Here is a 16,701-nt window from a genome sequence, read left to right on the forward strand (position 1 = left end):
CCACCCTCCTCTTCCGCCAAGGCCCCGGCCCTCCACGCCGAGAACTGAGGTCGCCTCATGCAACGCATCCTGTACATCCTGACGGCTGCACTGTGCGTCCTGACCGCCTGTGGTCCCGAGGCTGAGAAACCACCCACGGTGGCGGACAGCAGGGACACGCGTGTCCAGGTCCGTGCCGCGGCGCTGCGACCGGACGATCCAGTTCCCTCGCTCGAGTTGAACGATTACTCCATCGGCTTCGATCCGCAGGCGGCGTGCATGCCGCAGGAGAACTCGCTCACACTGACCAATGCCGGCACCACGGATCGCAAGATCTACCGTGCGAGCATCACCGGGGGATTCACCTTCAACGGCGTGTACGGCGCGACGGGTCCCCGCTGCGACACCAACTGCAACGTGCCGCCCACGCCCGTCAACGGCACGGGCGCAATGACCGTGAGGGTTGGCTTCGCTCCGGTGCAGCCCGGAAACTTCAACGGGACACTGACGCTCTACACGGATGATCCGGTCGCCCCGGTCATCACGGTCACGCTGACCGGCACGGCCACGGGCCCGTTGATCGTCGTTGGACAGACATCCGTGGCGTTCGGCGCCCATGAACTGGGCTCGTCACCGCCGCCGCGCAACGTCACGGTGATGAACCTGGGCAATGAGCCCTTCGCCCTGGCGCCGTCCGTCACCGCCCCCTTCAGCGTGTCCGCCGCCATTGCGAACCTCGCGCCTGCGACCTCGACGACGCTCGCGGTGACCTTCGCCCCCTTGACCCATGATGACCTGGGCTCCATCACGCGTACGCTCTTCCTGACGAGCGCTTCCACCGCGTGCGCCACCCCGCCCTCCGTCACTCTCACCGGCATGGGGTTGGCCCCCGCGGAACTCGGCTTGAGCCACACCGCGCTGGTCTTCAACGAGACGCAGCCGAACGCCACCAGCGCCGCGAAGGAGGTCACGGTCTGGAACAAAGGGGACAGCGTGCTCAACGTGACCCAGTTGAAGCTGCCCGCCAACTCGCCGTTTCACGTCACGCCATCGGGAGCCTTCAGCCTCGTGAAGGGAGAGACCCAACGCCTGACACTGACGTTCCGCCCAACGACGGTGGGGAGCTGGGACCACCACCCCCTCACCTTCGTCATCGATAACACCGACGGGCCAACCATCTCCCTGACAGGCAGCACGCCAGTCGTGTCCCCCCCGACGCTCGTGCTCAGCCCCGCGGTGATGGCCTTCCCGCAGACGCCGCTGAACACCGACAGCGCCCCCCAGGAGGTCACCCTCCGGAACGAGGGTGGCAGTCCGCTCAACGTGACCGAACTGAAGCTGACTTCGGGGGCCGCCTTCCGGGTCGATACCCTGACCGCTTTCAGCGTTGCGCCCGGGGAGACCCGGCGAGTGAAGGTGACGTTCCGTCCAGTTGCGCCCGGGGGGGCATCCGACACGCTCGTCGTCAAGAGCAACATCCCCGATCAGTCCTTGACTCTGTCGGGCTCCGCGCCATCAAGCCCGAAACTTGTCTTGATTCCCGATGAGCTGGCTTTCGAGGAGACGCCGTTCGACACCGACAGCGCTCCCAAGGAGGTCACCGTCACGAACGGCGGAGACAGTCTGCTCCAGGTGACCAAGCTGACATTGCCCGCCAACTCACCATTCCGCGTCAATGTCTCGGGCACATTCAACCTCGCGCCCGGAGGCACCCAGCGCCTTCAGCTGACGTTCCACCCGACGGAGACGAGCGCCACGACCGGCAAGCTCACCTTCACCAGCAACGACCCTGCCCCACCTGAACTCAAACTGTCCGGAACGAAGGCACCGGGCAATGCCCACCTGACCCTTTCCCCTGCTTCGTTCGAATTCGCCGAACAGGAGGCAGGAGACGTGGGCAGTGAGCAGAAGAAGGTGACGGTGACCAACACGGGAACGGTCTCTCTGACGGTGACGCCCGTGGTGACCACGGGCAGCAGTGCCTATTCCGTGAGCCCCACCACGGCGTTCCCCCTGGCACCGGGAGGGACACGCGAGCTCTTCATCACGTTCAACCCCGGCGCCAGTGAGAACGGAGCCGTGAATGGCGTGCTCACCTTCGGTACGTCGCCCACGACGTCCGCCGTGTTCAACGCGCCCCTCCATGGCACCGCGCGCAAGACTTCGCTGGAAATCAGCACGTCCCGACTGGACTTCAGGGAGTGGACTGTCGGCGACGCGTACCTGACCGAGCAGGTCATCCTCACGAACAACACCAACTGGCCCATCAAGGTGTTCCCCGTGTCCCCCGGGGTCCTGGCCCCCTTCACGATCTCCGGCATTCCGGCGGAGGGCCGGACCATCGAGAGGAACGGTGGCACCGGCCTGGTGACGGTGACCTTCGCCGCGACCACCCCAGGCACATACTCGAAGACGCTCCAGCTCCAAACAGATGCCTCGCAGTCCCTGCCCCCCGTGGCAATCACCGGACAGGCGCTCGCCCCCAACCTGGAACTGGAAGAAGGAACACTGGAGTTGCCGACCGTGGCCCCCGGAGGAGAGTCCATGGCCACGGCGAAATTGTTCAACACCGGCAACCAGGCCCTGTTCCTGTCGCGGATCACGCCTGAAAGCGCCGCTCACTTCCAGGTCGTCGACTTCCTGCCGCAGACAATCCAGCCGGGAGGGGACACCACGGTGAAGGTGCGCCTCCGTCCGATGACCAGCACGGGCAACCTGGAGACGCGGCTGCACTTCTTCACCACGAATGACCGGCAGCTTCCGCCCGTGCTCGTCGTCAAGGGTAAATCCAGTGGCCCCAACGCCATCTTTGGCGTGGACTCCCTCGACTTCGAGTCCTGCCAGGTGAACGCGACCTGTATCAACGACAAGAGCCTGAGTCTCACGAATGCAGTGGGCGCCTCCGAGCCGCTCCGGGTGACGTCGATCGCCATCTCGCCGTCGGTCTCGGCGTTCTCCGTGGATCCGATTCCCCCCACCGAGCCCAAGCTCGATCCTGGCTCTACGCGTCAGTCGGCCTTCAAGGTGAGCTTCCGCCCGACCGAGGTGGGGAGGCGGTACCAGGACAACCTGGTGATTACCTACAAGGGCGTCGACTCGGGGGTAACCACCACGCGCACCTTTCCCTTGAGTGGCTTGGGTGCGGATGCGGAGCTGTCCGCGGCTGAAGACGCCATCAATTTCCCCGCCACACTCAAGGACTCGATCAGCGTCATTGACATTGTCATCAAAAATTCAGGCAAGGTCGAAGCCACGCTTGAAAGCGTGACGGTGTCCCCGTCCAATGGCTTCCTCGCGAATGTGGAGGGCTGGCCGCTCAGAACCATCCCCAAAGGGGGGGAACGCAAGATCCGGCTGACCTTCAATCCCACGACGAGCACGGGTTCATACTCCGCGCAGCTCCAGATCAAGCTCACGACCACGCCCACTGGCTCCTTTGCGCTTGTCCGTGACATGACCGGAGAGGCTTCCATCGCGAAGCTGGAGTTGAGCAGCAGCCAGGTCGTCTTCGGAGAGGTCCCGCGACGGACCACCAAGTCCCAGATCATCACGCTTCGCAACATCGGGTCCGCGAGACTCAAGGTCAGCAACGTGGAGGCCAACGAGCCCTTCAGCGTGACACCGGTCACCACCGACAAGACCTTCCCCCTGTACCTTGACAAGAACGGCGAGCAGAAGATCGAGGTCAGCTTCCGGCCGGAGACGACGCAGTCCACGGACGCGGTCCTGACCGTCCACAGCGACTCCGACGAGTCCACGGAGCTTCCCATCTACGTTTCCGGCCGGGGAACCGTGCCAGTGCTGGCATTGCCTGGCGGGAGGAATCCCAAGTTCCCGCCTCAAACCAAGGACGTCGAAGGGACCGGACTGCTCCAGGTGGTGAGGAATGACGGCAAGGCGGACCTGGTCGTTTCCTCCGTGAGCGTTGCCGGGGAGTTCTGCCTGCGGCCTGAGCCCGAGCCCAGTCCCAAGCCCAGCGACTGCCCGCTGACATTTCCTGGATTTACCGTCAAGCCAGGAGAGACCTATTCATTCAACGTCGCAGCCAAGCCCATCGACAAAGGCACGCGCAAAAGCCTGCTCACCATCGTAAGCAACGCGGAGACGACCCCTGACACGGTGAATCTGGAAGTGGAAAGCGTGGGCAGCGTGTCCATGCCGTCGACGGTGGTCGACTTCGGGCAGGTGAACTTCGGTTCGTCCGTGGACAAACTCGTGACGGTCGACAACTCAGGCATCACGGCAGCGAATGTTTCGGTGCAATTCGACTCGGGCAGCTCTGAGTTCTCCATGGTGGACTCGTCACTGCAGGTGCCCGCGGGGCAAACCGCTCAACTCAAGCTGCGGTTCCGTCCTCTGGGAACGACAGGAGGGCGAAGGACCGCGACGGGAAGGTTGAACGTGCAGGGGGCATCACAGGTCCCCTTCACCGTGTCTGGCACGGCCACCTCCGTGCGCTTGGAGGTGTCGCGCCAGGACGGCGAGACCTTTGACGGCGCACTGGACTTCGGGGCCACCCGGGTGAACACGAAGTCGGACTTCATCCGCCTGCGACTGACCCATGTGGGGCCGGGCGGAAGTGCGGATGCGGGAACGGACGGCGGAGCTGGCAGCAACGAGGGCCTGCTCACCATCAAGAGCATCAGTCTGGAGGGGGAAGACGCGAGGTCCTTCATCCTCGGGGGTGTCTCCTCATCCATTGAATTGGCGAAGGGAGGGTTCCTGGACGTCCCTCTCCAGTTCAATCCCGACAGCCAGAGACGCTTCAACGCGGTCTTGCGCATCACCTCCGACGACAGCCAGTCAAGCACCACCCTGGTGACGCTGGGAGGCCGTGGCCGGACGAACCAGCTCAGCCTGTCCACGCCCACGTTGGAGTTTGGTGCGCGGGTGGCCGAGTCCTCCGCCTCGGCGATCCGTTCCGTGCGGATCACCAATGAATCACTCCAGCCGCTGAAGGTGAAGGGCATGGAGATCATCGGCGTGGCGGAGAACTCCGAGCCGTCGCACTACAGCGTGGAGTCCGCCACTACGCTCACACTGGCGGCACAGGAGTCGAAGGACATCATCGTCAAGTTCGTCCCTCGCCCGGACGTGACGTCCAGGGCCGCCCTCCTGATTGTGACGGACGACATTGAGTCTCCGGAAGCGCAGGTGTCGTTGTCGGGCCGAGGGCTCTCCACGGTGTTCCGGGCGCTCAATCGCGCGCTGGACTTCGGCACCGTGCGCCAGGCGGAGCCGGCGACGGCGAAGGTGGTGCTCACCAACGACAGCACCCAGGAGCTGGTGCTGATGCAGCCCAAGGTGGAGGGGCCCCAGGCCACGAGCTTCGTGGTGGTGTCGCCCATCCTGGGAGCGGAGGGCCGCACGCTGCCGCAGGGTGACTCGCTGACGCTGGACCTGAAGTACGACACGTCGGTGATTGGCGCGGCGAAGGCGACGCTGGTCCTGGGCACGAAGGACCAGGAGCGCGCGGCGCTGGTGGCCCTGTCGGGTGTGTCCGTGGCCAGCTTCCTGACCATCGAGCCGTTCGAGTTGGATCTGGGCTGGGTGGACATTGGCGCCACCAGCGCGCCGCGCACGGTGACGCTCACGAACCAGTCCGCGTCGCCGGCGCGCTTGAGCGTGGTGGAGAACACCAACGCGGCGTTCGTGATCGACGCGAGCGCGCTGGACGCGGAGCTGGCGCCGGGAGCGCAGACGACGGTGGGCGTCACCTTCCGCGGCGAGGTGGGAGGCCCGGCGGAGGGAACGTTGAAGCTGCGCCTGCGCGGAGAGACGACGGCGGAGGCCACGCTCACGCTGAAGGGCCAGGCCCGGACCCTGGGCGGCACGGGCGGCGGCTGCGCCTGTGGCACCAGCGGGGATGGGGGCGCGGCACTGGCCCTGTTGCTCCTGCTGGGCCTGGGGCTTGCGCGCCAGGGGCGGCGGGCGCAGGCCGAGGACTGACGCTCCGGCGAATCCCGGCCCATGGAGAGAAGCCCATGGGCCGGCTGGAAACCTCCCGACTCAATCCATCCAGCTGCACTCAGCAGGAGCGGGTGTCATGACCCAGCATGTCGTCAAGGCCGGAGAGTCACTGTACAGCATCGCCGCGTCCTACCGGATCGCGGACTGGCGCGTCGTCTACAAAGACCCTCGAAACGCCGCGCTCCGGAAGGCACGGCCCAATCCCGACCACATCAGGCCGGGTGACAAGGTCTACATCCCAGAGTCCAACGTAATGGCGGTGGCGTCCGGCTCGGGAGCGGCAAAGGCAACCGCGTCTCCCTCCAATGCGCTTCGCATTGATCTGAACGCACTGTGTCTCCAGACCCAGCACATCCGCCAGGACAACACCTGGGTTGCCAAACGGCCCATCGTCATGCCCAATGCTCCACCCGAGCCATGGGCCGAGGACTTCACGCCCGACCATGCGTTCTACGAGTACCTGGCCCATGATTTCGCCTATTTGAACAACCAGGGCGGCGGCACGCAGGTTGGCGACAGGTTCCTGTATCGCGCTGAAACGCCGGAACTCTGGGGAATGCCCGAGCTGAAGTTCCCGGCGAGCTATGCGGTCTCAACCAAACGCCCCTACTCCAAGAAGCCAAGCACACAGCCCCTCTACTACACCATTGTCCAGATGGAGGGCAGCGACCCCCATAACAAGACCCATGGTGTGTTCGCCTACTGGCTGCAGCCATCCCGTGGAAATCATCCCATCATCGCGGTCCGCGGCACCGAGTTCGAGATGGCACCTGATGCCGTCGCGGACATGGACCCCGCGGGGGTTGGCGCCACTGCCTTCAAGCAGACCCGCTCGTTGTTCCAGACCCTGCTGACGCGCATTGGCAGAAAAGACATCGTTGTCGTTGGCCACAGCCTGGGCGGCGCCATGGCGCAGCGGGTGGCGGTCGATTTCGGGGACTCGGTTCTCCAGGTGGTGACCTTCAACTCACCCGGCGTCGATAGAAAGACCGCGAACCGCCTCAAGGCCCCTAAGGGCCCGTTGGCGACTCATTATCTTACCCAGGGAGATGTCGTCTCACTCGCGGGCGAGACGTTGCTTGCAGGCAACGCCACCATGCTGGAGGGGGCCGCCACGGTGGAACTGAGGAGACTTCTCATGAATGGCTCTCTCCTCATGGTGGATGATCTCCTCACCGAGGTGTTGACCCTCGTCTTCAGGATCGCCGTCAAGAGGGACCTGTTCTCAAAGATAATCCAGCCCTCCAACATCCTGGAGTTGTTCGCCACAGCGGCAGCCGTCTGGGCCGGAGGGGGCGCCAAGGCCGCCCAAAGCGTGGGAGGGGCACTTGGGGCCCTCCACAGCCAGCGATTGCTGGGCCCCAACGGGGCCACCAAACGCACCCGGCTCACGGTAAGCCCCCAGTCATCCGGCCAGGCCAACGACAACATCCACAACCCCATCGTCGAGGAGATGCGGAAGAAGCGTCTTGGGGTACTCAATATCCCGGGACTCTACCAGTCGGTGATGATGCAGATCGGCGCGCTCATGGCGTCACCGGTCAAGTCCGTCATGAAGGAACTTCTGTCGTACGACTCTCCCCTGCCAAAACTCGCTCGCACACTCCTTCCTCCTCTTGTGACGCTGAAGGTCGCGCTCGATGAAGTGGGGGGAATGCAAGGCCTTGTTTGCAAATCGCTGCATCTTCCTCCTCCGAAGTTCGACTTGAAGGTGATTCAGTCGGGTCGGATGGCCATGGACCGCGACAATACCTACGTGGCCACGAGGCTCCCCCCCATCGACCATAGGAGCCTGGGAAGAAGCACGGCACTGCGCGCTCTGGGCCCCCGGTAAACCCGCCAGGAGGTGGATGATGGACTTCACGGATCTCAAGATCGTCAGGGGCAGTGGCAACTTCCATGTGAATCAGTTCCGGATCCACTTCAGCGTCCCCGGCCTCCAGTGCGATCCGCAATAGCAGCTTTCGGTGCACATGGGAGAGTTCATCAAGGACTCTCCCAAGCTCTTCAATGGGCTCGGAAAGAACATGCAAGAGAACCGGGCGAGCGTCGCATGGTCGACCCGGTAGTTCGAAGGCACCCGGACGCTTCGGTTCCTGCTCGACGTCAAGCAGGAAGCTGCGCACTAATCTCTCAGTTTCACTGTCTCATTCACGTTGACAGGTTCCGCTGCTCACCCAAGCCACCTGAGTCTCGGGGCATTGTTTCAAGAAGGTAGGACGTCGTGAAGAATGCCTTCATCATTCTCTCTGGTGGACCCTCGATCTACGACCCCCTGGATCCAGAAAAACATGACAAGAGCTGGGACAATTTCGTCACCGCTCCACTGCTCCGGTCAAATTTCCAGTTGAAGGGAAAGCCGCTGCACGACCCAAAGACAGAGGACGTGCATTGGCTGATCTATGAGCCCGCCTACAAGGAACGTTGGACCAGCGACCAGGCCAATAAGACGTCAGCGCCGGATCAATACAGACAGGCCAGCGATGTCATTAAGAAGGGCAGGCTGAACTATCTGGACCTCATCAAGTACCGCGCCAAGCAACGCGGCTGGAAGTACGAGGGCATCTCGACGGCCCAGGGGTTCTGGGACTACATCAACAAGCTCAAGAGCACCAAGGTGAGCCGGGTCTGGTTCTACGGTCATGCCAAGGATGACCTGTGGCTCTCACTGAAGCACGATACCAGCGACCACGAGGCCGTCTCACCCAACTCCGATGCGATCCTGACCTTCGATGACATCAAGAAGATTGCCGCGTTCTCCTTTGTTCCACAAAAAAAAGCGGACTATCCCCACAAGTTCTTCGGTTGCAATACGAAGGCCTTCGCAGAAAAGTGGGCCAATGCGCTCTCAGTCTTCGCGGAGGGCTCCTTGCACAAGGTGGACTTCCAGGAGATCCATGATAATGGAGGAATGGTCATACTCAGTGAAGAACCTCCCGAAGCCCAATGGTATCAATGCGCCAAGGCGTCGGCGCCGAAGAAGATCCCCATAAAGCCCGGAGGAGTGGTGCCTTAATGAAGTCGCGCGGGTATCTAGCAGCCCTGGCGTTGGTCGGCATCGGGATTGTGGGCCTCTACTCTTACCTCACACCGTCCCCTTCCAAGCCCACCCCGCCCGATGCGCCAGAGGTGGTGCCAGAGTACTTCGCGGAGCGGACCTCGGCCTGCGGTGTGGACCTGCTGAACCTGGCCTCGTCGGACGCAGGCCCTTTCAAGCGGGTCCTGCCCGTGGGTGCGAACCAGCCTTGCGAGAGGCTGCGCCGCAATGTCTGCCAGCACGGCCGGTTCCAGGTCCGGGGGCGTTTTACAGGCAAGGTCCATGAATTTCAGGAGTGCGCCAGCTTCCCTGAGTTCGAGGTGCTCGACTTCAAGCCCTGGGGCCCCGTGCAACGGTGCGCCTCCCCCGGCGCCCTCACTGCGGATATGCTGACGTATACCGGCGACCTTCCCGAGGACCGCTACGCCCCCGAGGATTTCGTCGACGGGCCCTCGCCTCCTTTGTTCGACGATGAGTCCTGCAGACCCGTCGCGGCTTGCGCGATGGACAAGCGCCGTGCTGACTCCCGCCCTAATCCCGAGGCTGTCATTGATGGAGAGGATCTCCCATCCCTGGATGGCAGATTCTGCCATCCCGTGACCTGCGAGCCTGGAGAGAAGCGGGTCGATGCCTGCACAGGAGTCATTTGGTGCTGCCGGCTCCTGCCCGTGGATGAGCCGCCAGGTCAGTAGGCCCCCGCTCACCGGGTACTGCGTCGCATGGCATCCACGAAGCTCGCATCCGAAGCCAGACGCATGCGGGTTTCCCAGTCGAGCTGACCCTCCGCATCCGGAGGAACCGACGCTCGCGACGCCAACACAGAAAACCGCCGTGCCTGGATCTCCACGACGTCCTCGTCCACGTCCCTCAGCACCAGTTCCCCGGTTGCCCCCACGGGCAACACGGTGGAGAACGAATAGGACAGGAGCCCAGCGCTCGTGGTTCCCATGGGGAACTCCACGACGATCCAGCATCCCGTCCGGACCCGCGCCTCCTGGAAGGGCCAGGTCACCGCCCCCAGGCCGTGAAAGCACAGCCAGACCCTTCGGAGCTCCGTATCGGGTGCCTCGCTGAGAGGCGAGTCCAAATCGAGCACCAGGCCCCAGGGGAGCACGTCCCAGCGGCTCGCGGCCACCCGCGAATCCTGCGCGACTCCGAACCGCTCGGCCCCGTGCAGTTCCACCACCGCCTCATCCATGGCATCGCCGTTCCTGGCGCGGGTCATCAAGCCGCCGCGGCCCCCTGCCCGTAGTAGTGCGCCGTGAGCTCGCCCTCGGTGGCGAAGCGCGGATAGCGGCCTTCTGCCAGCGTGGGCGCGTCCGGCAGGGCATTGGCGCTGGAGTGCTCCAGCAGCGCGGCCAGGAAGCGCGCGTAGGCCTCTCGCGGCGCGAGGCCGGGATAGCGCTCAGGCAGCCCGAGCCCGGCGGCCGGGATGCGCAGCACGGTCGGCCCTCGCTCCAGGTCGCCCCAGGACACCACCAGATCGGTGAGCACCGTCTGCCGGGGGGCCGTCCCTTCGGGCCCGGCGATGGGCAGCATGCCCACGGCCACCGCCATGACCTCCGTGACGGACAGCGACCGGCGCTGTCCTCCCTGGGACTCCACCAGCAGTGCCTTGTCGGACAGCCCCAGGATGCGACAGGGGATGATTCGCGGGGGCAGCGTGGAGCCCCCGGGCGACTCGGGCGCCAGGGCCGCGACGGCGCGGGTCCTTGGCGCGGCGGACTCCGTGTCCAGGGCGATTCCCCGATCCCTCATCCGCGCCTCCATCCGCGCCGACTCCACCTCCAGCTGGCCGATCCGCTCCGCCAACGCGGCGGCATCGCCTGTCGCCATCGGCTTCGCCCGGGTCAGGTATTCCGCCGCCTTCTCCGGGGCGTCACGGCGCGCCAGCCGCAGCTCCGCGGCGCGAATCAGGGCGCGCACCGCCATGGTGCCGGTGCCCTTGCCGGCCGCGGCGTAGAGCGACTCGGCCATCCCAACTGAGTTGGCGGGGGCCCCTTGCTGATCCATCCCCTGCGCCACGCGCCAGGCGACACCCGGGCGCAGCCGGTCCACGGGGAACAGCTCCCCCAACTGGTCCACCGCGTGCCAGAGCGGCTCGGGGACGTCATGTCCGACCAGCAGTTGCAGTGCCTTCTCCACTCGCGCGGAGCCGGAGGGCACCCGGCCGGCCTCCAGCTCCATCCGTCCCAGGGAGAGCAGCGCCTCTGTGTTGTCCGGATGGTCCGCCAGGATGCGCTGGAAGGTCGCCCGTGCCTTCTCACGGTCGCCGCCATCCAGCGCCGTCTGCGCCTCCAACATGCGAGGGTCCGCGACCCACCCGCCCTCACGCGCGGCGATGGCGGGTGCGACGAAGCGCTCCTCCAGCCGCGTCACGCGCAGCGCGCTGGCCGCGACGAAGCCGAAGGCGAATCCGCCAATGTGCGCCATCACCGCGACACCCGTGTTGTTGCCCAAGACAAGGAAGTCGAGCACCTGGTTGCCGAACCAGAGGCCCGCCCACAGCCAGCCCGGAACACCGAAGGTGCCACGCCAGATTTTCAGGAGCCAGAAGAGGTAGCCCACGCGGACCTTGCGTGTGGCGAAGCGCAGACAGAACGCACCCATGCACGCCGCCACCGCTCCGGAGGCACCGACCATCAATGTCTGGGATTGGGTGTCGAGCGCGAAGTGGGCAATCCCCGCCACCAGGCCGCCCACCCCGTAGAAGGCAGCAAACAGCGGCCGGCCCCAGGCGTCCTCGAGCAGCAACCCCACGACGTAGAAGAACAGCAGGTTCCCCAGCAGGTGCATCCACCCGAGGTGCAGGAACATGTACGTCAGCCAGCCCCACTGCAGCAGGCCCCGCGCGGGCACGAGCCCCAGGCGGTGGAGCAGGCCCGAATCCCTCGCCTCCAGGACGCTCTCACAGTGCGCGTCGAGCCGCGCCTGGAGCGCATTCACGTCCACGCCCCCGGCCGGCGCCGCTGCCTCCTTCTTCAGCTGGGCCAGCAGCACCTTGCCGTGCGCACTGAGGAGCGAGGTACAGCCCGGGGGCAGCTCCAGGTCGGGATGGGCGAGCGTCTCCTGGATCAGCTCACGAACCTCGCCCTCGCCCACCCCGCCCGGGTTCGAGGGGACCACCCAGGTGATGAAGAAGGCCACGGCACAGAGCGCGGCGATGGAGACGGAGACCCAGGGGCGACGGTCCAACGTCGCACCGTCCACTCCAAGCGGGAGCAGGAACACCATGACAGAAGCCTCACCTCGACGGGCGGGGCCCCCACCCATGCAGCGCTACGCGGAGCAACTCCGCGCGATGCGCATGGACATAGCACGCCGTGACACACGCCTTCATCCGGCGGACCAAACAGGAGATGCCTTCAAACTCGCGAAACCAGCCATGTCGAGCAACTCACATCATCTCGCCAGGTGCACCGCTCACGGAGTGTGAACCCGCGACGGCGATACACCGTTCACGCTGACTGAAGACAGACAAGCAGAACACGCTGACTCCAGACACAGCCTGAAGAACGACCATTCCCTCTCAGTCGCTTTTCTTGGAGCCCGACAAACCAGACATGTGGGTGACCGCGATTCCCTCCAGCGTCACCATGCAGTCCTCCAGGGTCGGATCTCCAGGCAGGTCCGCGACCACGAAGACGGAATGCTCCCCGGCCTCGGTCGGCTTCAGCACGAGCGCGACGCTCGCGGATGCAATCCCTACAATCGCTGGCATCGCGCAAATGACGCGCGTCCCGGAGACGTGACACCGCTGACCTGTCCCATCCGTGCTTCGGAGCAGGGTCATGGCCTCGGGCAGGACTACTCGGACGGAGAGGCCCGTCGCGGGGAGGTTGCCTGTGTTGGTGACCGTCGCCGACAGCCGGACCTCGTCGTTCACGAGGACTGGGGACGGCGCCAGGGATGCCTCGAGCCGCACGTCCGCATAGACGAGGTCCGGGTCGCACGCGTCTCCGATGTCGTCCCCATCACGGTCCTGCTGTTCCGGGTTGAAGACAAGCGGGCAGTTGTCCTCGCGGACCCCCAGGCCGTCCCCGTCATGATCCACGTCCGGGACGGCCTCCTTGGGATTGACAGGCCTTCCCGCCGTACGCCCCTGAGAGGCGACCATCCTCTCCGCGCATGCAGTGACCACCATGCATCCGAGGAGGAGCCATCCTCTCAGGCCTGGGGTCACGAATCGTGAGGTGGAGCGACTCACGTCATTCCTCTCCAAGCGCCGGGCCCAGCGGCCCCCTGTCTTCCAGGGGGCCCGGTCCCATCCATCCGCGGCCCGCCGCTACCGGCGCGCCGGGGGCACGCCGTTCTCGCCGTACAGGTACGCCTGCAGCGGCTTCACCGCGAGGTCCGAGCGCTTCAGCGACTCCAGCGCTCCCACCGCCATGCGCGCCGCCTGCACCGTCGTGTAGTACGGCACCGAGTGCATCAGCGCCTCACGCCGGATGGAGAAGCTGTCCGCGATCTCCTGCTTGCCGAAGGTGGTGTTGATGACCAGGACGATCTCCCCGTCGACGATCTTGTCGACGATGTTCGGCCGGCCCTCCTTCACCTTCTGCACCCGCTGCGACTCGATGCCCTTCGTCAGCAGGTAGTCGTGCGTGCCCGCCGTCGCCGTCAGGCTGAAGCCCATCGACCGCAGGCGCCGCGCCAGGTCCACCACCGCCGGCTTGTCCTCGTCCTTCACGGAGATGAACACCCGGCCGCTCTTGGGCAGCTTCACGCCCGCCGCCAGCTGGCTCTTCGCGAACGCGGACGCGTAATCCTCCGCCAGCCCCATGACCTCGCCCGTGGACTTCATCTCCGGGCCCAGAATCACGTCCACGCCGGCGAAGCGCGCGAACGGGAAGACGCTCTCCTTCACCGCCACGTGCCGGAACTCCGGCTCCTCCGTGCGGCCCAGCTCCTTCAGCGTCTTGCCCACCATGCAGAGCGCCGCGATCTTCGCCATCGGGACGCCCGTCGCCTTGGAGATGAACGGCACCGTGCGGCTGGCGCGCGGGTTCACCTCCAGGATGTAGATGTTCTTCCCCTGGATGGCGAACTGCACGTTCATCAGGCCCACCACGCCCAGCTCGCGCGCCATGGAGATGGCCTGGTCCTTCATCCGCTCCACCAGGTCCGGCGACAGCGAGTGCGGAGGCAGCGTCGCCGCCGCGTCACCCGAGTGCACGCCCGCCTCCTGGATGTGCTCCAGCACGCCGCCAATCAGCACCTGCCCCGTGCGGTCCGCCACCAGGTCCAGGTCCACTTCGATGGCGTCCTTCAGGAAGCGGTCAATGAGCACCGGGTGCTCCGGCGACGCGCTCACCGCCTCGCGCATGTAGCGCTCCAGGCTGGACGCGTCGTAGACCGTCTCCATCGCCCGGCCGCCCAGCACGTACGACGGACGCACCATCACCGGGTAGCCAATGCGCTCGGCCACCTTGAAGGCCTCCGCGTGGCTGCGCGCGACGCCGTTCTCCGGCTGCTTCAGGCCCAGCTTCTCAATCAGCTTGGAGAACTTCTCGCGGTCCTCCGCCCGGTCGATGGCGTCCGGCGACGTGCCAAGAATCGGCAGCCCCGCCTGCTCCAGCGGCACGCTCAGGCGCAGCGGCGTCTGCCCGCCGAACTGCACGATGGCGCCCACCGGCTTCTCGCGCTGGGACACCTCCAGCACGTCTTCAATCGTCAGCGGCTCGAAGTAGAGGCGGTCGGACGTGTCGTAGTCCGTGGACACCGTCTCCGGGTTGCAGTTGACCATCACCGTCTCGTACCCGGCCTCGCGCAGCGCGAAGGCCGCGTGCACGCACGCGTAGTCGAACTCGATGCCCTGACCGATGCGGATGGGACCGCTGCCCAGGATGAGGACCTTCTGCCGGTCCGTGGGGGGCGCCTCGTCCTCCTCCTCGTAGGTGGAGTAGAGGTACGGCGTGTACGCCTCGAACTCCGCGGCGCAGGTGTCCACCCGCTTGAACACCGGACGGATGCCGCGCGAGTGCCGGTGCGCCCGCACCTCCGCCTCCGGGTAGCCCATCAGGTTGCCCAGGTACTTGTCGGAGAAGCCGTGCGCCTTCGCCTGACGCAAGACGTCGTCCGCCAGGTGGTCCAGGCGGCCAATGTCCGCCAGCGACTGCGCCTCGCGCACCAGCGCCTCGATGTGCCGCAGGAACCACGGGTCGATGGCGGAGAGCTGGTGCACCTGCTCCACCGTCATGCCCTCGCGGAAGGCCTGCGCCACGAACCAGGGGCGCTCCGGACGGGGCACGCGCAGGCCCTCGTGCAGGACCTTCTCGCGCTCCTCCTTCTCCGTGGGCAGCTCCGGCGACTCCAGGCCCACCCGCCCCAGCTCCATGGAGCGCAGCGCCTTCATGTACGCCTCGGGGAAGGTGCGGCCAATGGCCATCACCTCGCCCACCGAGCGCATGCTCGTGGTCAGCGTGCGGTCCGCCTTGGGGAACTTCTCGAAGTTGAAGCGCGGCACCTTCACCACCACGTAGTCCAGCGTCGGCTCGAAGGAGGCCGGCGTGTCGCGGGTGATGTCGTTGCGCAGCTCGTCCAGCGTGTAGCCCAGCGCCAGCTTCGCGGCGACCTTCGCGATGGGGTAGCCCGTCGCCTTGGACGCCAGCGCGCTGGAGCGCGACACGCGCGGGTTCATCTCGATGACGACCATGCGGCCGTCGCGCGGGTGGATGCCGAACTGGATGTTGGAGCCGCCCGTGTCGACGCCAATCTCGCGGATGATGGCCAGCGACGCCTGCCGCATGCGCTGGTACTCGCGGTCCGTCAGCGTCTGCGCGGGCGCCACGGTGATGGAGTCACCGGTGTGCACGCCCATCGGGTCCAGGTTCTCGATGGAGCAGATGATGATGACGTTGTCCGCGGAGTCTCGGACCACCTCCAGCTCGTACTCCTTCCAGCCGAGCACGCTCTCCTCCACGAGGATGGTGGAGGTGGGGCTCGCCTTCAGGCCCGAGCGGCAGATGGCCTCGAACTCCTCGCGGTTGTACGCGATGCCGCCGCCCGTGCCGCCCAGCGTGAAGGACGGACGGATGATGGCCGGGAAGCCGATCTCCTCCACCAGCGCCATGGCGTCCGTGAGCGTCGTCGCGTAGCCGCTCTTGGGCAGCGCCACGCCGATCTTCTGCATGGCCGCCTTGAAGAGCTGGCGGTCCTCCGCCTTGTTGATGGCCTCCAGGGACGCGCCAATGAGCCGCACCCCGTACTTCTCCAGGATGCCCTTCTCCGCGAGCGCCTTGGCCAGGTTCAGCGCCGTCTGCCCGCCCATGGTGGGCAGGAGCGAGTCCGGGCGCTCGGCGGCGAGGATCTTCTCCGCCGCCTCCACGGTGATGGGTTCAATGTAGGTGCGGTGCGCGAACTCTGGGTCCGTCATCACCGTGGCGGGGTTGCTGTTGAGCAGCACCACCTCCACGCCCTCGTCCCGAAGCGCCTTGATCGCCTGGGTGCCTGAGTAGTCGAACTCGACGGCCTGCCCGATGACAATCGGGCCCGAGCCAATCACGAGAACCTTCCGGATATCGGTACGCTTGGGCATCGGGCGCCCCCCATACCAACGTCCGCCCCCACATGCACGCGGTGCGTTGTGGCATCCGAAGAGACCGTCCGATGCCCGCTTGCTCGGAGGACCCCGGCCCGGCGTCCTCTGCTACGCTGCCGCGCTTCTCTCCGGAGGTTTCATGCGTCGCTGGCCCCTGGCCCTGCTCGTCCTTCTC

At 65.6% G+C, this 16,701-nt stretch carries 8 protein-coding genes; 4 read left to right on the forward strand and 4 right to left on the reverse strand.

Going from position 1 to position 16,701, the window contains the following annotated elements:
* The first annotated feature begins 57 nt into the window (after window positions 1-57).
* From D7Y21_RS33240 to D7Y21_RS33255, 4 genes are all read left to right on the forward strand, one after another.
* Complete coding sequence (locus D7Y21_RS33240; RefSeq protein ID WP_121717815.1) at window positions 58-5,928, forward strand: choice-of-anchor D domain-containing protein; 5,871 nt, start codon at window positions 58-60, stop codon at window positions 5,926-5,928.
* 97 nt (window positions 5,929-6,025) lie between these two features.
* Window positions 6,026-7,783: an alpha/beta fold hydrolase gene (locus D7Y21_RS33245; protein WP_158627391.1), complete on the forward strand. Its 1,758-nt coding sequence runs from the start codon at window positions 6,026-6,028 to the stop codon at window positions 7,781-7,783.
* Window positions 7,784-8,173: 390 nt separating this feature from the next.
* Window positions 8,174-8,965, forward strand: coding sequence for a hypothetical protein (locus tag D7Y21_RS33250; protein ID WP_147469444.1), 792 nt, complete (start codon window positions 8,174-8,176; stop codon window positions 8,963-8,965).
* Window positions 8,965-9,678 (forward strand): hypothetical protein, encoded by a 714-nt coding sequence (locus tag D7Y21_RS33255; RefSeq protein ID WP_121717818.1) that lies wholly within the window; start codon window positions 8,965-8,967, stop codon window positions 9,676-9,678. Before D7Y21_RS33250 ends, D7Y21_RS33255 begins: the two co-directional genes overlap by 1 nt.
* Window positions 9,679-9,686: 8 nt before the next feature.
* Here the strand turns inward: D7Y21_RS33255 and D7Y21_RS33260 are convergent, their stop codons facing one another.
* From D7Y21_RS33260 to carB, 4 genes are all read right to left on the reverse strand, one after another.
* On the reverse strand, window positions 9,687-10,184 hold the full coding sequence (locus D7Y21_RS33260; RefSeq protein WP_121717819.1) for a hypothetical protein: 498 nt from the start codon (window positions 10,182-10,184) through the stop codon (window positions 9,687-9,689).
* A gap of 26 nt (window positions 10,185-10,210) precedes the next feature.
* The gene (locus tag D7Y21_RS33265; RefSeq protein ID WP_121717820.1) at window positions 10,211-12,220 is read right to left on the reverse strand and encodes a rhomboid family intramembrane serine protease; all 2,010 of its coding nucleotides are present in this window, start codon (window positions 12,218-12,220) and stop codon (window positions 10,211-10,213) included.
* Between the two features lie 295 nt (window positions 12,221-12,515).
* Window positions 12,516-13,193 (reverse strand): DUF11 domain-containing protein, encoded by a 678-nt coding sequence (locus D7Y21_RS33270; RefSeq protein ID WP_147469445.1) that lies wholly within the window; start codon window positions 13,191-13,193, stop codon window positions 12,516-12,518.
* Window positions 13,194-13,271: 78 nt separating this feature from the next.
* Window positions 13,272-16,523 (reverse strand): carbamoyl-phosphate synthase large subunit, encoded by a 3,252-nt coding sequence (gene carB / locus D7Y21_RS33275; protein ID WP_121717822.1) that lies wholly within the window; start codon window positions 16,521-16,523, stop codon window positions 13,272-13,274.
* Window positions 16,524-16,701: the final 178 nt, after the last annotated feature.

The organism is Corallococcus sp. AB045 (assembly GCF_003668895.1).
In the GTDB taxonomy this organism is placed as follows: domain Bacteria; phylum Myxococcota; class Myxococcia; order Myxococcales; family Myxococcaceae; genus Corallococcus; species Corallococcus coralloides.

Bases quoted from the DNA above. Each gene is read 5' to 3' on its own strand.
- D7Y21_RS33245 (WP_158627391.1), top strand. From the start codon at position 6,026: ATGACCCAGCATGTCGTCAAGGCCGGAGAGTCACTGTACAGCATCGCC.
- D7Y21_RS33265 (WP_121717820.1), bottom strand. From the start codon at position 12,220: ATGGTGTTCCTGCTCCCGCTTGGAGTGGACGGTGCGACGTTGGACCGT.
- D7Y21_RS33260 (WP_121717819.1), bottom strand. From the start codon at position 10,184: ATGGATGAGGCGGTGGTGGAACTGCACGGGGCCGAGCGGTTCGGAGTC.
- D7Y21_RS33240 (WP_121717815.1), top strand. From the start codon at position 58: ATGCAACGCATCCTGTACATCCTGACGGCTGCACTGTGCGTCCTGACC.
- D7Y21_RS33255 (WP_121717818.1), top strand. From the start codon at position 8,965: ATGAAGTCGCGCGGGTATCTAGCAGCCCTGGCGTTGGTCGGCATCGGG.
- carB (WP_121717822.1), bottom strand. From the start codon at position 16,523: ATGCCCAAGCGTACCGATATCCGGAAGGTTCTCGTGATTGGCTCGGGC.